The sequence below is a fragment of the Calothrix anomala FACHB-343 genome, from assembly GCF_014696435.1.
Classification (GTDB): domain Bacteria; phylum Cyanobacteriota; class Cyanobacteriia; order Cyanobacteriales; family Nostocaceae; genus Aulosira; species Aulosira anomala_A.
In genome coordinates, this window is the sequence record NZ_JACJQG010000039.1 from 50,347 (window position 1) to 77,340 (window position 26,994).

The 26,994-nt window shown below is 41.6% G+C and carries 3 protein-coding genes; all 3 read right to left on the reverse strand.

Annotated elements, in window-relative coordinates; genetic code table 11:
• Window positions 1–179 precede the first annotated feature (179 nt).
• The 3 genes from H6G08_RS21540 to H6G08_RS21550 all read right to left on the reverse strand — a co-directional run bounded on the left by H6G08_RS21540 (window position 180) and on the right by H6G08_RS21550 (window position 26,987).
• Complete coding sequence (locus H6G08_RS21540; protein WP_190546595.1) at window positions 180–23,774, reverse strand: DUF4347 domain-containing protein; 23,595 nt, start codon at window positions 23,772–23,774, stop codon at window positions 180–182.
• A gap of 231 nt (window positions 23,775–24,005) precedes the next feature.
• Complete coding sequence (locus H6G08_RS21545) at window positions 24,006–24,752, reverse strand: hypothetical protein (protein ID WP_190546597.1); 747 nt, start codon at window positions 24,750–24,752, stop codon at window positions 24,006–24,008.
• Window positions 24,753–25,499: 747 nt separating this feature from the next.
• On the reverse strand, window positions 25,500–26,987 hold the full coding sequence (locus tag H6G08_RS21550) for a tryptophan halogenase family protein (RefSeq protein WP_190546599.1): 1,488 nt from the start codon (window positions 26,985–26,987) through the stop codon (window positions 25,500–25,502).
• Window positions 26,988–26,994 lie beyond the last annotated feature (7 nt).

Sequence of the window (26,994 nt, forward strand, 5' to 3'; positions counted from 1 at the left end):
GGATTTCTCACATGTGAGAAATTCGGGAAAATTGCTTTGCACTTTTAACAGATAATTTTAGGGGCACAAAATCTTGTGCCCCTGGCTTCGTAGTCTATTTAAATTTTGTCAGCCTTGTTGCTACCTCCAAAAAATAATACATTTTTGCTGCAATTGCTGCGGTGATGCGAGGAATGGTCTTAGGTTAAGGGAAGACCTGTAGCGCGATCGTCTTCTGGTGCGCCTTGGGTGTCCTGTTGCCCATTGAACTTAATATTTTGGGGATCGCGTGGAGAACCATTTTCGCCTGAGGTGGTTAAACCAAGTTCACCATTTGGCTCAGTTAAAGTTTGATCGGCACCGCTTGATTTACCCAAAGCGAGCAGGAATTGCTGGATAGCGGGAGACGGCGATCGCACAACGGTAGGATTACCAAAGTTTTTAAATGGTACCCAGTAGCTATTGTATTCGCCATTCCAATCAAACAAGCGATCGCCGCCTGTGTTAGCAATCAGTACATCTAATCCGCCACCACCAAAGGCAAAGTCGCGATCGGCAAATGCTGGCGCATCAGGTTGATCGTTTAAACCACCATTTGTATCAAGATTGTCATCGGCGTTGATGACATCATCACCCAAACCACCGAAGAGACGGTCATTTTGAGTGCCACTGACTAACCAGTCATTGCCCCAATCGCCAAAGATGTTGTCTTTACCGTCGTTAATTTTGTTACCCGCAGCATCAACAGCATCAAAGTTGAGGAAGAAGTTAGCAATTTTCGCCACTGGATTGTTGGCATCATAAGCAGCCAGTTTCCGGGTTACTGGATCGTAGCCTAGTGTATTGGTATTGGTAACTGGATTGCTGTTGTAGAAAGCAGCTTGTGCTTCTGCACCAGAAATACCATCGTCCCCTGCACCACCGTGGAGGAAGTCATCACCTAAACCACCGTAGATAGTATCATTACCGCCTAAAGTCTCCGCCGCTAAATCAACTGTCTTATGTAAGCGACCAGTGATGTAAACCCAAGCACCTGTGAATTGTCCAGAAATGCTGATGTTGGTTTGGGCGTTGATGGTGTTAATACCGTAGAGAGTTTCGGTTAATCCATTGCGGCTGGTAAAGATTTTGCCATCATCACCGAGGATACCGTCTTCGCCAGCACCGCCATAAATGCGATCGCTTCCTGTACCGCCGTAGATATCATCATCTTGTCCTTCACCAAAGATGACATCGTTACCCGTCATACCGTGAATCACATCATCACCGGATTCACCGTGCAACACATCAGCCGTACCGCGATCGCTAGTTGCACCACCTTGAGTGTAATCCAGCAATTGTATCGCCCGGGGAATTAGCTTCAGGGAACCATAGAAGTCATAGCTGAAGGTGAGGAATTGACCGTTATTGCCAACTAAACGCAGGATATTACCGTTATCACCGAGGATGTAATCTGCATCGCGGGCATGACCGTTGGCTGATTGATCGCCCAAGTCATTGCGGGCAATGTCAGTACCAGCACCACCAAAGATAGTATCAGCGTCATCTGGTCGCTGGGTTGGCGCAGTCAAGCTAAACAGGTTAGAACTGCCGCCGACAATATCATCTTGACCCAGGTTACCGAAGATTAAATCTTTACCGCCATTACCTTCGATGTAGTCGTCGCCATCAGTACCAACACCAGCGAAATCTTCTACAGAGGCGGTAGTTGTGTTCAGGGAAACTGCACCATCACCTTGAATGGTATCGTCGCCCAGTTGACCGAAGATGACATCATGTTGTGCGCCACCTGCAATGCTGTCATTACCAAAGGTGTTGGCAACTGGGGTGTCGGAGTGATCAAACAGTGTAATTGTCCGTTCTTCCACACCTGTGGGGTTGATTTGTGAACTGCCGTTGACTTGGGCTGTACCATTAGCATCATAGATGACTTGACCGTTGAGGGTGCGGATACGCGGACTGAGGGCATCACCACGGCGGAGAATTGAGGCGTTATCACCTGCGATCGCATCGTTACCTGTACCACCATCTAGGATGTCATTACCATCATTTCCGCCAGCTACATTGTGTCCGCCAATGATGTCATCATCACCTGCTTCACCGGAGACTGTATCATTGCCTTGACCAGCGATCGCAATATCCTTACCAGCCCCAGCCAAGATGCTGTCATTTCCACCCAAGGAATTTCCGGCTGCATCTGTGTTGGCGGTGTCGATGGAAGTAAAGGTAAATGGTTTAGTCAGTGTGGAGAGTGGTAGGAAATTGGCGTTAACGTCACCTTCAACCACACCGTTATCACCAAATATTAGGTCGTTGTCATCGCCTGCATTAATTTGGTCATTGCCAACACCACCGAAGACAAAATCATTGCCAGCACCAGAGTTAATGGTATCGTTACCGCCATCCTTGACATTGGTTGTCTTAATGCGGTCTATATCGGCTGGGTCATTATCAGTTTCTACGTAGCTAACGTAGCCGTTGTCACCAAGAACAATATCATTACCTGTGCCTGTGGTAATGTTGTCGCTAGCAAAGCCGCCGAGAACAATATCTTCACCGCTTCCTGTGGTAATTGTGTCACCGCCGCCAAGATTGCTATCAGTAGTTTCAATGCGATGGACATTACCAGCAGGAATTGTTACTTTCCCACTGTCACCGATGACGATGTTATTACCATCACCAGCATTTACGGTGTCGTTACCATTACCGCCGAGAACAATATCTTCACCAGTGCCTGTAGCAATTGTGTCATTGCCACCACTGGCGGAATTAGCAGTTTCTACCTGGATGACATTGCCAGTATTAAGGATTCTGGATGTTCCTGTTGTTTGAGTAATAATACCGTAGTCGCCCAAGATAATGTTGTCGCCGCTACCGCCATCAATACTGTCATTGCCGACTGTGAGGGCATCGCGGGAGGTGTTAACGCTAGAATTGACGTTTGGCACAGTTAATTCCCTGGTGGCGGTATCAAGGTTGAAACCAGCATCACCGTAGATGTGGTCAGCGCCGCCTTGGCCGTTGATGTTGTCATCGCCGGAACCGCCTGCAATTTGGTCACCTGCTTGACTACCTGTAATGCTGTCATTACCTGCACCACCGTAGATGCTGACATTCTTTGTGGAAACTGAGGCGTTGATAATATCGTTACCTGGGTTGCTGAAACTGTAAGCAAAGCCTGGGTTAACTTGGTTTGCTGTGTCGGTGTAACGACTACCATCTTGAGTGGTATCGCCAAAGATAGCCAGTGGTGCATCCTTTCCTCTGGAATCGAGTCCACCGCGATCGCTCACCGTAATGGTGTCATCACCACCGCCACCGTGAATGGCGGTCATTGCGCCGTCTGCTGTTTTCGCAACTGTTAATTGGTCGTTACCTTGACCAAGCAGTACTTCTACAACCTCAAAGTTGTTGTAAGTTACTCCAGTTGCACCCATTCCCAGTCCAGTGAGGGTATTTGCTGTCAAGTTGCCGGAAGTATTGGCAGTGCTGCCATCATTGAATGCAGTCACCACATCCAAGGTTTCATCTTCATTGACGAAGAAATTAGGTGACAGATTGTTGATGGCATATTCAGTGTTAGCATCGGGTGTTCCCCAACTTGGGTCAGGTAGTGAGGGGTTTTGCAGCGTTAGTACAGTTTGATCGCTGTTTTGAGTTACACCAATAATCCGCCAGAATCGCCGTAGTCCATTACCTCGGCTGATTTCTAAAGTTTTGCCAATTAAGTCATTCAGGAGACTGAGTACATCTGCTGTCGCCACAGTCATGGTGTTATTAGCGGCTGAGTAAGCAATTACCTTTCCTGTAGAAGCGAGTAAATTCGTTTCATTGGGAAGCAGTACAGGTTCAGCCAAGGAGGTTGACCCTTCGCCACCGTAGCCGTCAATAATTAGTTGACCTTGGATACCATCAACTTTGTGAGAACCTTCTTGCGCTGGTAACGAGTTAGTTCCAGCCGCGACTGTTGGCGCATCGCCACCCAAGCTGAAGCGATCGCTACCCAGTCCGCCGAATAGCTTGGTGACAACTCCTGTATTGGTAGACAGAACATAGAATTCGTCGTCACCTTCCGCACCGTCAATAATTACCGTCTCAATATTCGTGTAATTAACTGTCCGTCCCGCGCCAGAGATAGCGTTAGCTGTTACCACAAATTTGTCAGCAAATTCTGTACCGATAACCTTCAGGGTATCATTACCATCACCGCCGTTGAGGTTAACTGGGGCATTGACAACGTATTGAATATTGTCTACGCCCTGACCAGCCGTGACATTATTATCACTAGAACCTTCTTCCGCAAAGGCGCGAATCACAAACAGGTCATCATTATCGCCGCCATTGAGGTTGAGTACTGCTTTGTTGCGGTAGACAGTAAATGTATCATTACCCGCATCCCCATCCAGGGTAGTAGTAAAGCTGACACCGTTACTTAAGTAGCCGCGAGTTGTTTGAACTGTCTCAAATACATCTTTGGCAGCGACTCCGGCGGCAGCATCTCGTTGCGACTTGAAGATTTGTCCGACTTGGAAGTTGTCGTTACCGCTACCACCACTGATAGTAGTTTCTGCCCAGTTATCATCTAAGGTGACGGTATCATCGCCATCCTGGGTGTTAACGTTGAGTTTTTCTAGTTTCAGGGTGTAATTGATTCGTTCCACATCAACAAATGGATTTCCGTGGAGCGCGGCGACAAAAGCAACACCATTTACTCTATCTTCCGCCGCCCGCAGGAGGAAATTATCTGCAACGCTGGTACCGAAGACAGTCAATTTATCCTCAAGCGTATCAGCACCAGTGTCGAAGACATTAATAATGTAGTCGGTATCACTGCCTGTAATGTTGACGGTGTAATTATCGCTGCCTGCTTGACCATCCAGAGTAAGGTTGTTTCGGCTGCTTTGATCGCGGCGGGTTTTATCTAGGGATGGCAGGCGGTCTACAATTATCTGGTCGTTGCCGTTACCGCCAAGTACCGAAGTATTACCGACTAATTCTTGGAGACGCAGAGTAATTGAATCTGCATTAGCTTCACCTTGAATTAAGACGTTGGCAGCGATAATTTGACCATTCAAGCTAACAGTAGTTCCGACTGTGTCAGCATTGCTGTAATCACCAAGGATAGTGATATTTTGCTGGGCAGAAATCAGGCTATTAGCATCAGTCGTGATGTTATCGCCAACCCGCAGGATGACAGAACCATTGGCGGCGGTGACTTGGGCAGTACCATCAAGGAGTAAGTCTTCACCTGTGGCGGCGGTTTCCTTGACAGTTAGACGAACATCACCTTGGGCAGCATCTACACTGTTAATATTCAGTCCGCTAACAATTTCCGTGATGTAGATATTGTTGGTTGCTGTGGCTTTGAGTTTACCATCTGTTGGTTTTGCGGAATCGATTTCTAAATCGTTGGTGACTTCGCCAATGCTGCCAGCTGTAGCAGTGAGGTTGATGTTGACACCCTCAATATTAACTGCATCACCGTTAGCATCCAGAATTGAGCCATTCTTAGCTAAGAGTGTGACATCTGCGGTTTGGGACTTGATCGAGTCAACTCGCAGATCGCCGTCGGTTTCAATTAAGTAAACTCCACCGTTGGCTGTAGCTGTAACAGTTCCCGGTGTAGCATTGGATGAATCAATATCAAAGGGGTTAGCTGCACTAGCGATCGCGCCACCAGCCGTCAACTTGATACTCACAGCATTAATTTCGCTGTTGTCATCATCCAGGGCATCAATTATTGAGCCATCGGCATTAATTGTGACTGTACCGCTTGTGGCTGTAATTGGGTCAATCTTCACATCCCCATCCACATCTAAGTTGACATCACCAGCAGTAGAGACGATATCGGCAACATTTAGAGAAGCAACACTGTGTAAGAAGACATCGTTACCAACGGATGCGCTAAAGTTACCAGCTTTAATTTCTACATCAAGGAAGTTACCGCTAGTACCAATATCTCCGCCTGCTTGCAGGTAAACATTACCCGTTGCTGGTGCAGTTACATTACCAGTAAAGATATTAACTACCGTAGCATTGGTATCATTAAAGGCATCGAAAATATCACTCTGCGCTCTCAGGTCTACAGAATTACCCGCAGACACCTTACCAACAGTCATATCCCCTTCTGCTACCTGAATAGAAACACTACCACCAGCAGTCACTCTCGATACATACAGGTCAGAAATAGTTTGAGATTGATTATTAATGGTGGCATCTGTAGCTACCTGTTGGATGTTAATATCACCCACAGCTTCAGCACTCAATCTACCAGATGAGGCAACTTGGATGCGTAAGGGGTTGGTTGTTGTGCTATTAATTGCTCCCTCAGATTTGAGAACCAAGTCACCAAAGCTAGTAATTGCCGCAGTAGCATCTGTATTCAGGTCAGTAATTGCCCCAGCTACTTGTAAACTGACATCGCCGCCAGATTTAACATGATTGATTTGCAATGTCCCAGTAGCTTCAACAGCAACACCCTTACCAGCATCAATGGTAACTGCATCAGTAGCTTGTAGGTTGACATCATCTCGGAGTTGGACTGTTAAATGAGTGACGTTAAATCTATCTTCTACCAATTGACCAGTGAGCAAGGTCTTATTCTGGTTGCGGAAGTTACTTTCAAAGCGATTTTGGCTGGTATTTTGAACAAAGTTTTCGATTAATTCAAAAGTATTGTCAACTTGCCAATCAGGATTATTAGCATAGTTCACCGCTGATGGTTTCAGATTGACTTTACTAGAGCCGACATAGCGGTAAATAGTATTACCATCTCGAACCAAGGTGACGTTAGGAATTACTTCAACAACCGTTGTATAGCTACTATCAAAACGATTTTCATTGGCGTTTTGGCTGAAGGTAATATCTTGCCAATTACTATCGTTGGCGTAATCTCTTCCCAAGAGATTAACACCTGTAGTAGTTGCACCTACATAGCGGTAAATAAAATTCCTATCTCTAACAACTGTGGTGTTAGGAATTACTTGTAAAGCTGTCCCGTTATCGTTAGTGGCGTGGCTTGTAGTTACCTTTTGCCACAAACTAGGTGTTTCATAGCTTTGATTAGCTAAATCTAAAGTCGCTGTAGAACCAATATATTTATAGAGTCCGTAGTCTTGATCAGCGTACTGTACTAAAACAGTTTTGCCATTACTAATTTGAACAGATTGGGGAGAAGTGCGTGTACTTTGGGTAATAAAGTCAGGTGTCAGTTTCTTCCATAAATTATTGTTGCTGAAGTTGCCTTGAGATATATCTACACCTGTGGCGTTGCTACCAATGTATTCATAAATTTGGTAGGTAACACCAGCTACATCTTCAGCAGTAGCGATGGAAAGTAATTGTTTCTGGCTATCTACTAACTGTGCATAACCTTGGGTTAAATCGATGGTTACAGCACTAGAAATTTGTCCCAATTGACCATTATTACCACCAGCTACCAGCGTTACTTTATCAGCAATGATATTTGCTGTTTCTGCTGCTGAGGAATTTTGTGTAAATCCTAAGAAGTCTGTATCAGGATAGAGGAATTGGCGTAAACCTGGGGACATTAAATATTGGTAATTAGGACTGCTGGCTACTGTAGTGGTGGAGAATAGTTCATAAATTCCATCCAGAATTGAACCATTCACTGTTTCTAGCCGCACATCACCATTTACAGATTCAATTGCTGCGTCTCCATCCCAAGATGTAGCTTCTACCAACTTCAAGTCGCCAGTTGTTTCGGTGATGTAAATGTTATCATCGGCTTTCGCAGCTAAACCACCAGAATTAGCATTACTATCAACTCGAATTGTTTGCGATGCACTACCAATAGCACCATCTTCAGCAATTAGCTCAACTTTATTTCCCTTAATTAGAGAAGTGTTATCTTTAGCTGTAATTCCGTCGGCGGCGTTAATAGTGACATTACCGTTAGTGGAAGTAATGTTACCAACAACCAAACTATTACTATTGTTATCTTCCGAAACTACCGTTAATTCAATATCTCCGTCGGCGGTAATATTAATTGGTGTTTGAGTTCCGCCTTGAATCTGTGCTTTGAAATCACCGCTAACTTTGATATTAGTGACAGCACCGAAAATTGCATTATTGTTGGCACTAGTAATTGAACCGTTGTCGGATTCTAGCTCAACTGTGCCGTTATCAGGTGATTCAATATTACCCTGTAAATAAATATCACCTTCAGACTCAATGGATATATTTGGTGTATTTGTTCCTTGAATGAAGTCAATATCAATTGGGTTATCAGCTTTGAGTTTATGGGTGTAAAAGTCTTTTAGTCCGGTAGTAGTTGTGGTTTTGGTGTGATAGGTTTTCTTCCTTAACCAACCACCGCCGGTTGTCCAATTTTCAACTACTCTAGTGTAGTTGATAAAATTGCTATCAAATTTATTTTCTGCTCGGTCGGTAATGCTGGTGGTGCTAGTAGTGCCAGTATCTTGCCATTTATTAGTATCCGCAAAGTTTTGATACAAGATGACGCTGGCATTATCACCTTTGTAGCGATATATCTTGTTACTAGCAATATCTCTAATCTGTGTGGTGTCTTTAACTAAGTTGACAGTATCGACAAAATTGCTGTCAAATTTATTGTTGGCTTGATTTGTAATACTGGTGGTGCTAGTAGTACCAGTATCTTCCCATTTAGTGATATCTGCAAAATCTGTGTACAAGGGTATATCTGCATTATCACCTTTGTAGCGATATATCTTGTTAGTGGCAATATCTCTGACCAGTGAGATGTCTTTAATTAAGTCTACGGTGTTATCAGTTTTTTGTTCGTAACTGATAGTGTAAAGGATATCTGAGTCAAACTTGTTGTTTGCTGGATCTGTAATGCTGGTGATGCTAGTAGTGTTAGTATCTTGCCATTTAGTAGTATCAGCAAAGTTTTGGGTAGACAGTAATACGTTGCTGGCATTATCGCCTATGTAGCGGTATATCTTGTTATTAGCAATATTCCTCACTTGGGAGGTATCTTTAATTAAGTTGACCAGGTTGTTGCTGGTTAGAGATTCTGACTCAAGTAAGGGTTGATCGTCACGGAAAGTGGTTTCTGTTGTATCTGGTGGAATGCCATCAGCCGATAATTCATCCCAATCAAAACCAAGGAGGTTAAAGCTATTTTGCTCGTATTTGTTGATGACAACTCTGGTTTTCTCTTGTCCTTCTGTCCAGGTATATTGTAATCCTGGTGTGGGTTGATACTTAATATCACTACTAAAGGTATGGGAAATTGCCGAACCTACAGGGGTATAGTTAATGGTGGAAATATTACCGTTAGCGGCGGGAACTAATGTTCCTGTGTAGGTTGTTTCTTGAATGTTATTACCATTGACTTTGTACTCTACTTTTTTCGGGTTAGCTTTATTGTAGGTGTCAACGATCGTAATTGTTCCTTCTCTATTGGTAGAGTTATCTATGCGATTGACAATGAGTTTGTAATTACTTTGGTTATTAATGTCTACATTGGCATAACCATTAGCAACTTTCAGTTTACCGTTACCTGTGCTGAAAATTTGTCCTGCTAAAGTAATTTTGCCACCTTGAGGAACGATATCTTCAATAACGATCGCGTTTTCTGCGGCGTCAAAGTAACCATTTACAGGTACATTCTCTGTTCCGAAGCTAATACCTGCTAGCACATTGCCATCATCATCAACAAAGCTTTGGGTGTTTGTACCAGGGTTAAAGTTAGCAGCGATATTCAGTGTCACGGTGCTGACACCACTTTGAATTAAGCCGTTAACGTTGAGGTAGCGTGCGGTAACGGAAATTGCGCCTTGAGCTAAAATTGATGATTTATTGCGGTTGATGGCTGTATTCAGGTTTTGTCCGCCAACATTGGCTGTATCGCTGTAAGTTTCGGAATCTGCATTGCCACCAGTGTTAAATACTGCGCTTCTTGCACCATCATAATCAATGTACTGGCGGGGATCTTGATTAGTGTGGAACCAGTCTTCGCTGTTGAGGTTAAAGTCTCTAGCTGCCTGAATGGTGACGTTTTCGGCTCTAATTTCCCCGGAAACGTTAATACTGCCTTCTTTGTTATTAATGTACAAATCACCAGCTTCATTGACTACATCGCCGATGATGTACATATCTTGATCGATGGATGGTAAAACGATTGTGCCTGTATCGTAAGCACTATCAGCAAAGGAATCTTGAATAATGCTGATAATTTTGCGTTCTACGATATATTTATTTGTCCCCTCGACAAAGGTACTAGCATCTGTAGTGCTAACTTCCCAATTATTATCTGTGTCGTAACTAATTTCTGAGAGAGCTAATTTTGTGGTTTCAGTTCCCTTATAGCGATAGACTGTATCACCATATTTCACCTCTGTAACATTGGGTGTAACACTAACGCTTTCACCACCCGCCAGCACGTTGTTAACATAAACATTTCCTGGTTGCAGAACGGTGTACTTACCATCAACTACGGTGACTCGTTTGTTATCGCGGATAATGGTGTCATTAACGTTAATAGCAAAGGGTGACTGGTTGAGGATGTCAATTTCTGCGCCTGCTTTGGCTTTGAGTGTGCTACCGACTAAGCTAGTGAAATTACTAGCTGTCATGCTGTCGGCTTCGATAAAGATACCACCGGGAGCAGCGTAAATATTTGGCAGGTTAACAGAGATAATATCTAATTCCTTCTTGACAGCCTTGACAGTTTGCCCATTCACCTGAATTGTCTCAAACAGACCTAATTCTTGGAGTGTGGCTTCTACTTCTGCTAACTGTACTTGATAACGAGCGATCGCTTCCGCATTACCTGCATGATTGTCTATCCAAGCCAGGATTTTCTCTCTTTGCTCTAATAACAGATTGCCAGCATTAGCATAGGACAAGCTGATTTTATCTAGGTCTTTGGGTTTGATCGCGTAGAATTTATCTTTGAGTTGATCTTTTAAGGTAATCGTGACATCACTGCGATAAACTGCTAGTTCTGCTTCCTGTTCTGCGGTGAGAGTTGTACCCAAATTCGTCCATCTGGCAGTATTAGAAAAGTCTTCATCTTGGAGAACAATGTCATCGGCTGCCCCTGTCGTTGGGAGTTTATATTGATAGTAATGACCGACGGTACCACCTTTATTGGCATTGGCGATCGCTTGTACAACCGTACCTGTGGAAATGCTAAAGACAATTTTATCCAAATCTAACCGGCTGTACTCATAAGCCGCATCTTCTGGTAATCCTAGAGCGATTTTCTCAGCTTCAGTTAGTAGTGTTCCCAGTTTAGAATCAGGTAATTGTTCTACTAAAGTGCCACTACTATTTCTCAAATCCAAAGGCTTAATGTGGACTAATGCCTTGTTATTAATTCCGGCTTCAATGCTAGTAGTCGTATCAATGTTGACTTGACTGATGCTATTATCACTTGCCTTAATAGTCGGTCTGGAAGCATCAGGAGTAAGTGGGAAACCGTAGGGAGGAATCGCTAAATTCACCACCAATCCATCAGTTCTGGCTCTTTGACCAGAACCCGCACCAACACCTTTTTTAGCAACTAGGTTAACATCTTCCAAGGCGAGAAGTTGAGTTGTGCCTGTAATATCTACCTTGTTAGTTTCGTTAATGGTTGCATTTAAGACTGGAATACTAATACCAAAGCCAAGACTTGCGGTGGTAATTTCGGCATTAGCGAAACTGTCTATGAGGTTGGAAACTGCAAAGCTATCGCGTCCCGCATAGAGACGGATATCACTAGCTTTAATTATTGAATCATCAACTTTGATTTGATTGCTAGCATTAGTAGTGGTTTTGGCATCTCCAGCATTAACGGCTGCGGAAACCAAAGGTAAGCCCACCCCTAAGATAAACAGATTCGCACTAGGATTCAGGCTGGAATCGGTACGAGAGGTGAGGTAAACATCCCCAGTTTTATTTTCTAAAGTCGCTCCATCTAAATTCACCCCAGCTTTAGTATTAGCATCTATTCTCGATAAACCCACACCCATTGCATATACACCAGCACTTTCCACTATGACTAAATCATAGGCGGTAACTTCATTCAGGGTTTCAATTCGCAGCGTACCTGGATTAGCATTTGTACCATTAACGGTAATATTAGTGCTGTTGCCAATATTGACTAAAGCCTCAAAGGGATTAGTGGATGTACCGATATCTGTGCCACTTTCTAGAACTGTCAGCACTCCTCCACCAGCCGAGCCTGATTTCAAGTTGGCTGAATTGACTAGTCCGATGGGGCCGAGTTGTTGGTTTTGAGGATTAACAAATTTATCTTTGTTCAGTCGGTTGATAGCGTTGATGATGACGGTATCAGCAGTGACGCTACTGTTAGTACCAATATCGACATTGGCTTTAGAAGTAATGTCATTATCTACACCTGCACCATTACCAACTCCCACACCATAGCTAAAGCTGTCGGCGGCGGAATCAACATCTTGGGTATGTTTGGAGAGAATGGAGAGGTTTTGAACTGTGATTTGGGTATTGTCGCCAATTTGACCAATGGTGGCATAATCACTGTTGAGGGTAGATTTTGCTCCTCCGGCTGCTACTAAACCTGCACCGGCGGCGACGCTTTCGGCTAACAAGTCATCGGTGCTGGTGGCGGTAATTTTCAAGTTTTTGGCTGTTACTTGTGTACCGTCTCCCAGAATTGCTTCTAATTCGTTGACATCATTTCCTTTACCCAAGTTGACGTGGGAAACCATCGCCGTTACAGCTAATCCACCCGCTGCACCGCCATTTGCAGAACTTCTGGCGCGGTTGTTGGCTGTAGACTTGATTTCCACATCACCAGTTGATGCCAGTTTTGTACCTTCAACAAAGGCTTTGACTGCTGTTTGAATATTGGCTTCGGATTCGTTTCCGGCTATACCGACAGTTGCAGCAGAAACACCTGCGGTTAAGGTTTTATCAATGTTGGCAACTGAATCTGCGTGGACTGTGGTGTTAACTGAGTTGATGATGGTTGTCAGTGGTGTAGCTGGGTTTGTTGGTTGCCAAGCTGTAGCATTATCATTATCAACCCAGGCTTGAATTGTGCTGTTAATTTTGTTTTCAACTATAGCTACGCCTAAAGCAGCACTGATCAGGGATACGGCAACGGTAATGACAGTAGCATCACTGGAAAGGAAAGCGTCTTCGCTAGCTAGAACATTAACATTTCCCTTGGTGGCATTGACAGTCACAGGGCCAGTAATGTAGGCATCAACATCATTATTGATTGTGTTGTATAAGCCCACACCACCACCACTGAAGGCAAAGCCACTTAAACTGGTGTCTACAGCAATCGAAGCGGTGACTGCGGTAACATTGCTAACACGAGCATTAGCAACATCGGCGGAGATTAGGACGTTACCTGTGGTAGCTTGGATAGTTTTCGCAGTACTACTCTTAACGTAAGCTTGGACGTTATTTTCAATTTTGTTGACTACATTAGATGCAGCAACAGATATAGCTCCTCCCCCACCAATGACAGCCGCGATCGCAGCTCCTACTGTATGGGCTTTAGTAACTTGACTATCAGATGTAGCTTTAACTTCTAAATCAACTCCAGCAGTAGCTTGAGTATTTTCTAAGTAAGCATGGACATTGCTAGCCATTTTACTGGTTGATTCTGCACCCGCACCGGCAACAGCTAAACCAACTACACCTACAGATATAGCTACCGATCCAGCAAAGGAGACTGTTTCAATCGTGTCTGTGTTGGTAGCATAAACTTTGATATCTCCAGTTGATGTGGCGGTGGAATCTTTGATGTATGCTACAACTTCGTTGCCGTAACCTGAGTCATCGGTAATTGAGTCATAGCCAATCAGGTTTCTTGCCAGAGAAACACCAATAGCACCCGATGCGGCTATTAATCCACCTGAACCGGCAACGCCAACTGCTCCAGCTAATGCAGAGATGTGCGAGGTGCTTTGAGCATCAAGCTTGATATCTTTATCATTTCCGCCTTTAGTTTCAATGATGCTGTTGTTAACGTAAGCCTTGACGCTGTTGTTGATAATATTGGTTGATTCTGCTCCGGCTCCAGTCAGTGCCAACGAAGCTGAAAATAGGTTGGTAGATACAGCTACACTGACAGATACAGCTACGGCATTGGAGGTAATGGTGGATCTTTCAAAGGCTTCTATTGTCAGAGAACCATTTTTAGCTTCTACTTTGTTGTTGGCATTATCAATGTAAGCTTGGACTTCATTTCCGATATCGTTACGAGCTAAACTTACACCAATCGATGCTGCTACTGAGGAAGTACCGGAGAACGATACGCCTACGGATGCTGCGCCTACTCTAGCTGTATTGATAGTTGTGTCATCAGCTTTGAGGGCGATACTGTTAGCGGAAATTCCGGTTGCGCCATCTCTGTCAATAAATGCTTTCACCTTAGCAGCAACTTTGTTTTCAGCTACCGCACCCGCACCCACAAGACTAACAGCCAGTTCTGAACTAGCGGCAACTGCTAATGCTCCTGCTCCCACATCGGCGGTAATGGTATCTGTGGCGGTAGCTGTTAGGCTTAAGGCTCCTCTAGCGTTGATACTGGAATCTTGAATGTAGGCTCTAACTTGAGCAGCATCAGTTTTCTTATTGCCATTTGCTTCATAACCAATGTAGTTTCTCGCTAAAGAACCACCAATCGCGGCAGCTACTCCTCCGCCACCTGTACCTACTCCAACGCTACCAGCGATCGCAACAACATCAGCATCGATTGTGTTATCAGATTTGGCTGTTAATGTCAAGTTGCCTACGTTATCAATGATACTGTTATTGATGTAAGCGTTGGTATTACTGAGAATAACGTTAGTTGCTCCTGCTCCCCCACCACTGAAACCAGCACCAACACTTTGCCCAGATGCGATCGCAATTGATACGGCTACGCTCTTGGCGGTAATCGTAGCATCGGAGTCAGCCGTAATTTCTAAGTTATTGCTCGTGGATGACGCTTTGGCGTTATCAATGTAAGCAGAAACTTGATTATTAATCGTGTTATTAGCTATTGCTACACCAATAGCGATCGCAACTGAATTATTACCACCAGCCGTAAAGGCTAAAGAGCCGCCACCAGCATCGGAGATAATTTCTGAGGTATCTTTAGCTAAGATTGATACTTTTTCTTTAGCTGTAACTACGGCACTATCTCTAATTGCGGCTTCGATGGTGTTGTTAATTTCGTTATCCCCAGAAGCACCAGATCCAGCTAGAGCAACACCTGTACCGCCGGTACTTACAGATGCAGCTATCGAGCCTCCTAGTACAAAGTTATCAATAGTAGAGGTAGTGGTAGCAGATACGGTAACGCCTCCATTAGCAGAATCAACCTTAGTATTTGCGTCTTCAATGAAAGCTTGAATCGTGTTATCAATGTCATTTACTGCCACAGATGCGCCAATTGTGCCAGCGACACCTGTTGTAGAACTGCGGGTAAGCGCGATCGCAACTCCACCGCCATCGGCTTTAATCTTAGATGTATCGGTAGCTGTGACAGAAATATCACCTTTAGCATCCACATCAGCAGCGTTACGAATGCTGGCTAGGATGGTATTTTTGATTTTGTTGTAGGAACTAGCCCCTGCACCTGATAAACTCACTGAGGTTGTGCCATCACTGGCTGCGATCGCTCCCGCAATTGATAAGGCTTCAATATTATTACCACCAGCAGCTTCTTCTGATTTAGCAGTAATACTTACGTTCCCTGTAGAAGAATTAACAGCAGATTTATCAACATAAGCCTGAATCCCGTTCTCAATATCATTGGTGGAAATCGAAGCACCAACGGTAATTGAACCACTAGTACTAGTTGAGCCTAAACTTACCCCAATCGAAACACCACCAGCATCGGCTTTGATTTTCGATTTATCCTTGGCTTCTAGGGTAATATCGCCTACGCCACTGACATTAGACAAATTCGCAATCGTGGCTTCAACTGTATTTTTAATCTTATTACCAGATCCAGCCCCAGCCCCGGCAAAAGTTCCACTTAAGTTGGTGGTACTACTAGCAACGGAAACTGCACCACCCATGCTTAAAGCTTTGATATCTGCGGTAGAGTTAGCTGAGATGGTGATAGCTCCTGCCGCAACAATTCTTGAGTTATCTACATAGCTCTTAATATTGTTTTCGATATCATTGACAGATGCGGAAGCGCCTACAGAGACAGAAGTAGCACTGTTAGCTAAAGCCTTAGACCAAGCTAAACCAAATCCACCTGCATCAGCTTCAACAGTGGAAGTATCTGTAGCAGTGATTTTAACTAATTTAGGATTGGTCTTAGTATTGACAACACTGTTATTAGCGACAAAGGCATGAACTTTATTTTTGACTGTGTTTCCTGAACCTGCCCCCGCACCTGCAATACTTAAACCACCACCTGTTGGTACTGTTGATGTAGTACTAGAAACACTGCCACCAATAGTTAAGGCAAATATCTTGGCATTAGATATGGCTTCAACAATTACATCACCCGATGTAGTTGTATTGTTGTTCACAGTAGCGTCATCTACGTAAGCCCGAATAGTATTATCTATTTCATTGGTTGCCACTGCCACACCCACACTCACCGAAGTACTGCCAGTAGGTGGTTGAGTTAATACTGTGGTTCCTATACTATCGGAAATAGCTATGCCAAAAGCCCCACCAATAGCATAGATATTAGAGTTGTCATCGGCGGTAATTTTGAGATTACCTGTAGCGTCAACAGTGGTATTTTGTAAAAATGCCTCTGTAGTATTATCTACAACGTTCTGAGAAACTGCCCCCGCCACATCAACGGCTGTACCACCAGTAGTACTTGAACTCTTAGAACCAGCTAAACCCACTGAACCGGAAATAATTAATACATCATTTTCCGAAGAAACAGTGATGTTAGCACCCGTGACGCTATTGGGATTGAGAATAAAGGCTTTAGTGGTATTTCTCACCTCATTGCGACTATAGGAGCCAAATAACCCAATATTAGGCGATTTTTGGCTGTTGCCGCCAACGGCAAACCCTCCAGAAAATGCTCCTGAGAAAGTATCGTTGATGGCTTTAATGCTGATATCTCCACTACTGGTAAAGTTGCCACTATCGTTAATGTATGCTTGAGCATTATCACGGATGTAGTTGAGAGCAATGTTACCGGAAACTGTGACACCGAATTGACTTGTGGTTGCTCCTGGTGCTGAGTTTTTAGCTACACCTGGTGCGGGTTCGGTAGCAACTGCTCCTGCTAGGGAGAATAACCACAAATCTCCTGTATTTTTAGCTTGTAAATCTATGCTAGTAACATTAATTGCAGATGCAGCTAAGTTTTGACTGCTATTATCTTGGTCTTTACCAACGATCGCTTTGGTGTTGCGTTCAATATCGTGGTAAGCAACAGCTATACCTGCGCCGAAGCTATTGGTGCGTTGGATTGAACCAACGATACTGTAGCGATTATTTATACTTTCAGCATTTACAGTAATTGCACCACCAGTAATAGTCACTCCTGTGCCTATTTGAGCAATGGTGTTACTAACTTGGGTTAATCCTGTACCGCTACCAGTAAAGCCATAGGATTCAGCATCACCGCCACCTTGTGCAAATTCCAGCCAGAAAATATCTTCTTTGGCTTTAACATCCAATCCTTCGCCTAACGATCCCGTGTGAATTCTGGCTGCATCACGAATTGTCGCTGTGGTGGTGTTGCTGATATCTTGATAGAGAATAGAAGCACCAACTCCACTCTTAGCAACGTTACCAAAGAAGTTGACTGCTTCCGTAATATCGTTTTTATACTTGACTCGGAAAGCGGGATCTAGTGCTAAGTCGAGGTGAATAATCCCCACTGCATCCAGCACAGTCATTTTGGTGATAGCATCTACCAGCACCGATTGGGTATCTGTCCAGTAAGATTGTGTCTGATTTATCTTCGCGCCGCTACCAACGATCGCTTCTGAGGTATTTTTATATATGCCAACATCAGCTGCGATCGCCACACCCCAAGATCCACCTTTGATAAACTGGGTTTTACCGTTACTTCTACCTGCATCATCTTTTCCTAACTCAACGCCACCTTTGTTTTTCGTCGTGACGAAGCTATTCAGGATGCGTTTGGGGAAACCTAAACTACCATCTAGTAAAACATCTTTGACTAATAGTGCTAGGTTACCTGTAGCGTCTACGGGTTTGTCTTTGAAGTTAAAGTCTTTTTTGTAATCCCAAAGGAAGGGATAATCCAGAGTCGAGGTGATAGTAATTTTACCTTTGGCATCAATCCCGGCATCTATGCCATTGGCATAAACATTAGTTCTGACTGTATTAGTGTAGACTCCTACACCAATTCCAATGGCTAAGGCATTAGCTTCGGTAGTTGTGTCAACTCCATCTTTTGTGACTGTATTCTTGTATTCTTCCTTACTAGTTGCAGCTTCTACTAAGACTTGTAACTTTTGCTTGATTGTTGAAGTGATGGCAATATCTTTATCAGATTTCAGGTTAGCGTTTGTCCCAATATTGGTAGTAACATTGTGATCGAAGATGTTCACAGAAACGCTGAAACCAACTGACCAGCCTTTGTTAGCGTCCATTGCTTGATAAGGACTCTTTTCTGTAATCGCCTTACCATTAGCATCATTTTTGTTAGTAGTTACATCTTTACCTTTAATGATGTCTTTACCTGTTCCTGGATTTGCGAAAGCTGTGGAAGCCGCAGTCGCCAGTAAAGCAGGATTAGCTAATAAATCTCTCCATTTGGGACTTGAACCGGTAGATCCTTTAGAAACTGCGTTATCTTTAGCAGATAGATTAGAAGCGATCGCAATTCCACTAGTTGCACCTGGAGTCCTAAAGCTTTGATTACCTGTCGCACCTGTAGTATCAAGATTAATTGGTGAGGAATCTAGTGCGGCTACATAATCTTCTGCCAATTGAATCGTATTCTCATCTATGACAATGGCGTTATAAGTTTCTCCATTGCTTAATCCCCTAATTTCTGTATCGCTACCAATTACACTTCTTGAAGTTCTCAAGTTATGCAGTCTACCAGTTCCTTTTGATGTTAAATCAACGATGGTACTGGGACTATTAGGATCGATTAATTGGATGGTATTTTCATCTACTACCTTGACTTGATATTGTTTGCTATCGGTAAGCCCACCAATTACCGTACTAGCTTCACCTAAATAACCAATTTGATAGGTAACAACATCGCCATCTTCCAAGCCGTGCGATTCAATGGTAATAGTATTAGCATTCAAATCTACAGCGACTTTACGTATTGTACCGCCTCCTGTTGAGGTCAAATCAACAACCTCAAATTGATCGCGATCGATTAATTCAAATGTATTAGCATCTATTACCCTGACTTGATATTTTTGATTAGCAGTCAAACCACCAATTACAGGATCAGTTCCGGGTAAGTAAGTAACAATATCATTGGTTGTGAAACCATGATTAGCAATGGTAATTGTGTCTGGTACAGTAACAGCATCATTTAAGGCAACTGTTAATTCTTTTTTGCTGAGAGTTCCGTCCCCTACTGAGGTGATATTGACAAATTGTCGAGTGGAGTTATCTATTAACTGAATGGTATTAGCATCTAAAACCTTGACTAGATATTGGGTATTATTTGTCAATCCGCCAATATTGTTAGTACCACTGGTGTAGGTAACAATATCTCCAGTTTTAAAACCATGAGCGCTAATGGTAATTTTCGCTAAAGCAACATTATCAATTGTTATATTTAGCTTTGTTGTTCCTTTAGTTAATGAACCATTACCAACGGAAGTTAAATCTTTGACGGCAGAGGTAGTAGCATCTAGTAATTTAATGGTATTAGCATCAACTACCTGAACCTTATATTGGGTGTTATTTGTTAAACCCCCAATAATCGTACTACCTTTGGTGTAAGTAACAATATCTCCGTTACTCAAACCATGATTAGCAATAGTAATGGTATCTAAGACATTTACTCCACTACTAGCTATATTCTTAGTAGAAACAACTGCTCCTTTGTTTAATGTGCCATTTCCAGTGGAGGTTAAATCTATAACGGCAGATATTGAATTGTTCAGTAATTTAATAGTGTCAGCATCAATTACTTGAACTTTATATTGGGTGTTATTTGTTAATCCCCCAATTGTTTGACTACCACTGAGATAAGTAACAACATCATTATTAGCTAAACCATGATTAGCAATAGTCAGCGTGTCTGGTACGCTGATGGCATTAGCTAAACTTAAGTTTGTTTCTGTGCTGGGATCGAAGGAAATATTAACAGGTAAAAACTGAGTAGTGGTAACATGAGGGTCAACTTCATATAGTAATGATTGACCTACTGTGAAACCATGATTGGCAATGGTGAAGGTATTTTTGTCTTTGTTAATTGTGCTAGTTTTTGGATCGAATTGGATCGGACTTTCCATGTAGGTAAAGGACTGAAGCGATCCTGTAGCGCTTTTATCCAAATTTATCGCAATTCCATCTTCTGCATCTTGATAGGTATTCGCTAATTTAATGGTGTTTGCATCGACAACAATGACAAAGTAACCTCTATCTTTTAACCCACCAATTTCTTTACCACCTGTAACTTCTGAATAATTGACTATTTGACCTGTATAGAAATTGTGGTTGGTAACTGTGATTTTATCGTCATCTTGGCCGTAGGTAAAGGAATGAGCAGTTCCAGTCGCACCCGTTGTCAAATCAATTGCAGTGGGAGTGCTAAATGTGGCTTCTTGATATGTTTCTGCTAATTTGATGGTGTCTTTATCTACAACTATGGCAAAATAACCTCTACCATTTGTCAGTCCACCAATAGCTGTTTCTGTTCCACTAGAGTATTTAACTATTTGACCATTAACTAAGCCGTGATTGGTAATGGTAATAGTATTATTGGGATTGGCAATATCAATGTTTGTAGTTGGATTAAAGGATTTTGTTGTTGAGGTTTGCTGATAACAATTGAAGGTATGAGCAGTTCCTGAACCAGTTCCTGTGAAATCAATTTTTTGTCCTAAAGCTGCGGCTTCTGGAGTTGTTGCTAGTTGGAAATTGTAATCATCAACAACAATTACATAATACTGATTTCCCGAAGTTAATTGATTAGGTGCTGTACCACTACCACTACTATAAACAACTGCCTGTCCTGTGGTGAAACCATGTTGTTTAGGTGTTGTACCATTACTTTCAAAAAGTTGAATATTATCGGTACTGGTATTAATGGAATTAGCAGCATTGAAAGTTATTGTATCTCTGCTATCATTTTGTTGATTTTTCTGTGTTTGTACATAGTAGTTAAAGAGATGATTCGCTCCTGAACCACTACCAGCAAAATCAATGGCGTTACCAAAGGCTGCTGCATCTAAAGTATATGCTAATTGAATGGTATTAGCATCAATCACGATCGCATAATATTCATTACCTGCTACCAGTTCATCTGGTTCTTCTCCACCACCATCACCACCATAAACCAATTTTTGACCTGTGGTTAAACCGTGAGTGGGAATCGTAATGCGATCGCTATTAAAATTAATTGCTGTAGCTGGATCAAATGTGAATCCATTCAGGGGACTGAAGCTGTGTTTGACACCTGTTTTAACGTTGGAGTTATCAATATCGATAGCATCATTACTCTTAGTCAGTTTGATGTGGTTTTGATCTACAACTAATACGTTGTAAGTTTCTCCATTAACTAAACCACCTTTGACATTATCAACATCTACCCCACCGATACTAAAACCACCACCGTTGTCATAGACAACTTGATCTCCTGTCTTATAACCATGATTGGGAATTTCAATGGTGTCATTAGCACTGTTGACTTTTGACAAGTCAATATTTTTACCAACAGATGTCCCACTAGCTATAATCCTACCGTTAGCCGTTGCTTCAATATCTGTATCATCGAAGTTAACACCAATACCTACACCAGCACTACCATCTATAAAGATTGATGTTTGGGCTTTACCTTCGCTGTTAACTGTACCATCGGCTTTAATGCTAACATTCCCGCCGGGAGTATTAATTATTGTTCCTTCATCAACAACTGCTTTAGAAATTGTGCGTGTATTTGCTACGGCGACGGAAAAACCTTTTTCTTTACCACTAGCTTTGGTTTGAGCATCAGTTAAATCTGCTCCTTGAGCAATGTTAGCAGTTTGGTTTAAATTACCATATACCTGCGCCAGAACCTTAGCTGTTGTAGATGTATTAGAAGAAATAGTTACATTTCCCCCAGCATCAATGGTAGTATTGCCCTGAATTAAAGTTTGAGCATCGCCTTTTGCTTGTCCATAAGCTGCGGCAAATCTTGATAGTAATGTATCTTTACCTGTCCCAGCTAAACTAATAGCTTTAGCACTACTATCAACTGTTGCTGTGGTGGTAATTTCTACTATTCCACTAGCATCAATATCCGCACTATTAACTGTAATTTCAGCTTTAGAACCCCTAACTTCTACTGTTGCGGGTATAGTAAGATTACCAATGGCATAAGCTGCAGCATTGGTAGCAGGTTCAATGAACATTTTCTGTACAAATTCTGAACCTGGATACTCTTCACTGAAGGGGTTATAATCTTGGGCATTGGCTGTAACTTTGACGTTCGCACCTTTGATGGTTGCTCCATTTAAATTAATCTCTACTTTTTTGTCAGAGAAGCCAAATATTAAAGTTACTCCAGCTAATCTTTGTTCTATATCTTCCCCCGTTATGGTGACATCACCTGCGGTAAATGAACCTGTGCTATTTGATAATAATTTACCGTTAACTTTAATTTCTGGACTGGCGTTTATCAAACCCTGAACACCACTTAATAAGAAAATACCAGGGAAATCTTTAGCGTTAGCTGATGCTTTGAGAGTAACGCTACCAGAATTACCAGTAGACGCATCTGTTAACCAATTTGGTGTTCCGGTTTCATTAATTAAACGAGTAGAAACTATCCCAGTTCCTAAAATTTCGATTTTTGGTGCATTAATGGTTAAATTCTGAAAACCACCACCACCAATAAAACCGCCAATGGTAACTTTATCTGTGGAATTAATGGTTAAGTTATCGCGGATAGTATCTCCGTCTCCGGAGATTTTAAAACCATCATCTATTGTGAAATTACCGACTACATCAATAGTGACATCGCCTGTAAGGGTGACATTCCCTGTAACACTAACATCATCACTATTTTTGACTGGCCCTGCTGCAACTATACTACCAAATTCTTTTGTGCCACTAATATTACCTGATAGTGAAGCAAATACTGCGCCATAACTAGTAAGTATATTGTTAGAAAAGGCTACATTAGCTTCAATTGCACCAGTTTTAGTTTCAAAATTCCAGTCTCCGCTTTCTTGTTGACTACCTGTCAAATCATTAGATGCAGCAATATCAGCTTTTGTAATCTCAGCCAAATGTTTGACTAAATTTACACCTTCATCTGAAGCTGTCAGGTTACACCCATAAAAGAGAATATCCCCATCTTCACTTAAGGAATTCCCCCATGCTGCTATATTACTTTCGTAATTAGTTAATGTCTGGGAGTTCAAATCAGTAGAACCTAACTGCAAGTTACTATCGCTAGCGTGAGTAACAATATGAATTGCCGATAGATTTTGATGTTGTGCTAAAACTTGACTGATCTGAAATACCCCATTTTGCGACAAGTCTAGTGTAACTACTTCTATATTAGAATATGTCGCATCTACCAACGTCTGATAATCAGGAATATCAGGAGAAATGAACAGAATTTCTCGCGGATTTGAACCTGCTAAATAACTCTCATTTTGCAGAGAGTTTAACAAGGTAGAATTTTTATCTAAATAATTGTTTGAGGATGGATTAAAGTTGCTCTCTTGCATAAACTCTAACTTGTGGTTTTGGTTGTGTTTACTTAATTCTTCAAAAGCTAACTGGAAAAGTGCTAAAAGATACCCTGGTTATAATTTAATAATTACTCATTAGGAGTATTTACTTAAATAATTGGGAAAACCCCTAAATTCTCTGACTGAGAAAAGGGGTATTTTTATGATTTATAGCCTGTTAGTGCTGTATGATTGCTGTTTACAAATAACTAGCGATCGCTCAAGCTCCTAAACCTGGGGAATGAGAAGTTCCGGCGCGATGAATTCCGATTCTGGTGCATCTCTTAAAATGATTTGAGATGACAGGAATTTGGTATTAATAATATCTAGATAGGTTTTGAGATCTTCCTGCCAATTATCTATTAACTGATGAATAGACTGTAGTCTTGTGTCTTTTGTATTACCTTCAGCCCCGTAGCTGAAGTTACCATAAAACATTACTATGGGAACAGTTTCTTCTTCAGTTATATAGAGTTTTCCTTCATTGATATTTAAGCTTAATTGACCCCGATCTAAACTAAAAGCTAGTTGAATAGATGCTTTCACAGGCGCATTCCCAACTTCTTGCCAAGGAGCAGGCGCTAGCAAAGTTTTGATATAATTTTCTACACCAGCTTCTTCACCTAACTGATTGGCTGTAATGTAGCCTCTAATATCGATACCTACAGCTTGGTACTCTACATTCGGTAATGCTCTGACATAATTGTGCGCGATCGCTGGTATTTGTACCTCACTAATATCTTTAGTTCCAACTATCTCTACAAAGCTGAGAAGATCCTGTTGCGCAGCCAAACTGACACCATTGCGGAAGACAAGCTGAGAAACTTGATTATTCACAACTGGCTGACGCGCAAGTTCCCAATCACTAGGGATAATATCACTATATTTGAGGAAATCAAATGTCAGAATACTAGGATTGTGATTCTTCGTTGCAATAGCAATAGCTAAGTTCTGGATCGTTAAATTTCTGTTCATGTCCATTTAGCTGAAATTGACATATATCCCGAATTAAGACATATTTTCTGCTGAGAAAATATGGCTTATATAGAATTACCTTGATGACAGAATATTCACCACGCAATTATGGTGATGCAGTAAAGTCTCGCTATAAGTTTATACAAGATTTTCTAAGGCGTACAGGCTTTAAGCGTTCAAAGTACCATACTAAACAGCTATTTGCTTGTTACTCCTTATACGTGTTACACGTGAGAATTACTGTCGGATATAAAAATAGCATAAATACATTTCAGAAAAAAATACTATTCATAAAAAATTTATAAACCACATCTAGATTTTTTATGTCGGCTTCAAAATAACGAGTATTTTTTTAATAAATTCTTTAAGAAAAAAACATATATTTTTTCCTTTTTTTACAGCGAATTTTTTTGATTATTTTATTTCTAGATTTAATCTCTAATTAACTAAGAATAGATTCGGACATGAGAAAATTCCTACCCCGATTATTTTTTGCAAAAATAAAAAATACATAACTTAACACAGCAATTTCATATAAAGATTAATCAATATATATTGCGCACTAAAAAAATTTATAAAGCAGCATTTGTACTGATTACTACTGCTCAAAGCATGGTATTTTACGTCAAAGTTGACATAAGTGATTAAACCCACTTAAACGACAAAATTAACAGTCAACCGTCAACCGTCAACCGTCAACCATCAACTAACCTCATAAATAATGATGTGATTTTAAGGTATAGCAGCCTACCAGATTTTTTCCAAAAGATGAAATGCTTCTTGAGGATTTAAAGAGCCTTCTAGGTTTTTATGTAGTGTTTGTCGATATTGCAGCCATTCTGAGCTTTCTCTCTCAGTTAGAGGCTTTAAGTGTTTTACTGGCACTTGTTGTCCGCATAATATAGTTAAATAACCATCTATTTCAAAAATGCTAGATTTAGGGATAAGATGAGCGATCGCGCGACAAACTCCACTATCTTGATAAAGTTCTACAAGATTTTGTACAGATCCCAAATCAGTTTTTTCTTGGCAATACTTCCAAAAAGGCGTGTCTAACTTACGGTTAAACTTAAAATGCAGGGTTAAAAAATCACAAATCTCATCCCATAAATCAGCAACATACTGATTGGTAGCATTGATTAACTTGGGAGTTGGACGAAGATTGCTATCTTGTAAAGCTAGCACTACTCGCCAAATAGTTTCAACAATCATGTGCTGACCTGTAGATTCTAAAGGTTCTACAAATCCCGAAGCATTACCAATTGCAACGACATTATTAACCCAAAACCTTCTATATCTCCCTGACTTAAAGGAGATTTTTCTTAAGTCATCAGTTGCCTCAGGGGTAAGGCTTAAATATTCTTGAATAGCTTCGTCTTGAGTACAGAAACTAGAAGAGTAGACATATCCAAAACTGACTCGTTCTCTTAAGTCGATTCGCCAACGCCAGCCAGAATTCATAGTTGTTGCTGTTGTAAATGGAAAAATTGGCGATTGGCGTTTCCAGTTGCCGACTATTGCAGAATCACAAAAAAGGCGATGGCTAAAAGAGATAAATTCTTCCTTTAATACTCCCCTAAGAAGTTGTGATTTAAATCCCGAACAATCTATAAATAAATCTGCCTCAATCTTTAAATCATCTTCACAACAAAGATATTGCACATTTCCCTGCTCATCTAATTTGGCATCAATAACTTCCATTTCTTGAATATCAACGCCTAAAGATGATGCTTTCATCGCTAGATATTTTATAAATTCATAAACATCTATATGATATCCAAAACCATCAGCCAGTATTTTAATATTGCCCTGACCATCATGTAATAATGGTGAATGTTGCCTATCCATGAGGATTGAATATCTGCTAGCTTGCCTCATGTCATGCATACAATAAAACCCTGGAGTTTTACTGAGAGATTGTGAATCATATCTAAATTGCCGATCAAATGTGTAGTTAAAATGAGCAATATTGGGTACTCCCCATTCAAATTTAATTCCCAATTTCCATACTGGCCATATTGATTTATAAAATTCTTCTTGGGGAATATTAAGATGTTCGTGTAAAAATTGAGGAAACCAGGCTGTTGTAGACTCGCCTACGCCTATTGCTGCGTGCTTTCGACTATATATTAGTAAGACCTGAAGCTGAGGGAAAAAGTGTTTTAATGTTACTGCTGACAACAAGCCTGCACTACTTCCGCCAACAATAGCAACTCGTTTGATGTCAATATTCATAGTTAAT

Bases quoted from the DNA above. Each gene is read 5' to 3' on its own strand.
- H6G08_RS21540 (WP_190546595.1), bottom strand. From the start codon at position 23,774: ATGCAAGAGAGCAACTTTAATCCATCCTCAAACAATTATTTAGATAAA.
- H6G08_RS21545 (WP_190546597.1), bottom strand. From the start codon at position 24,752: ATGAACAGAAATTTAACGATCCAGAACTTAGCTATTGCTATTGCAACG.
- H6G08_RS21550 (WP_190546599.1), bottom strand. From the start codon at position 26,987: ATGAATATTGACATCAAACGAGTTGCTATTGTTGGCGGAAGTAGTGCA.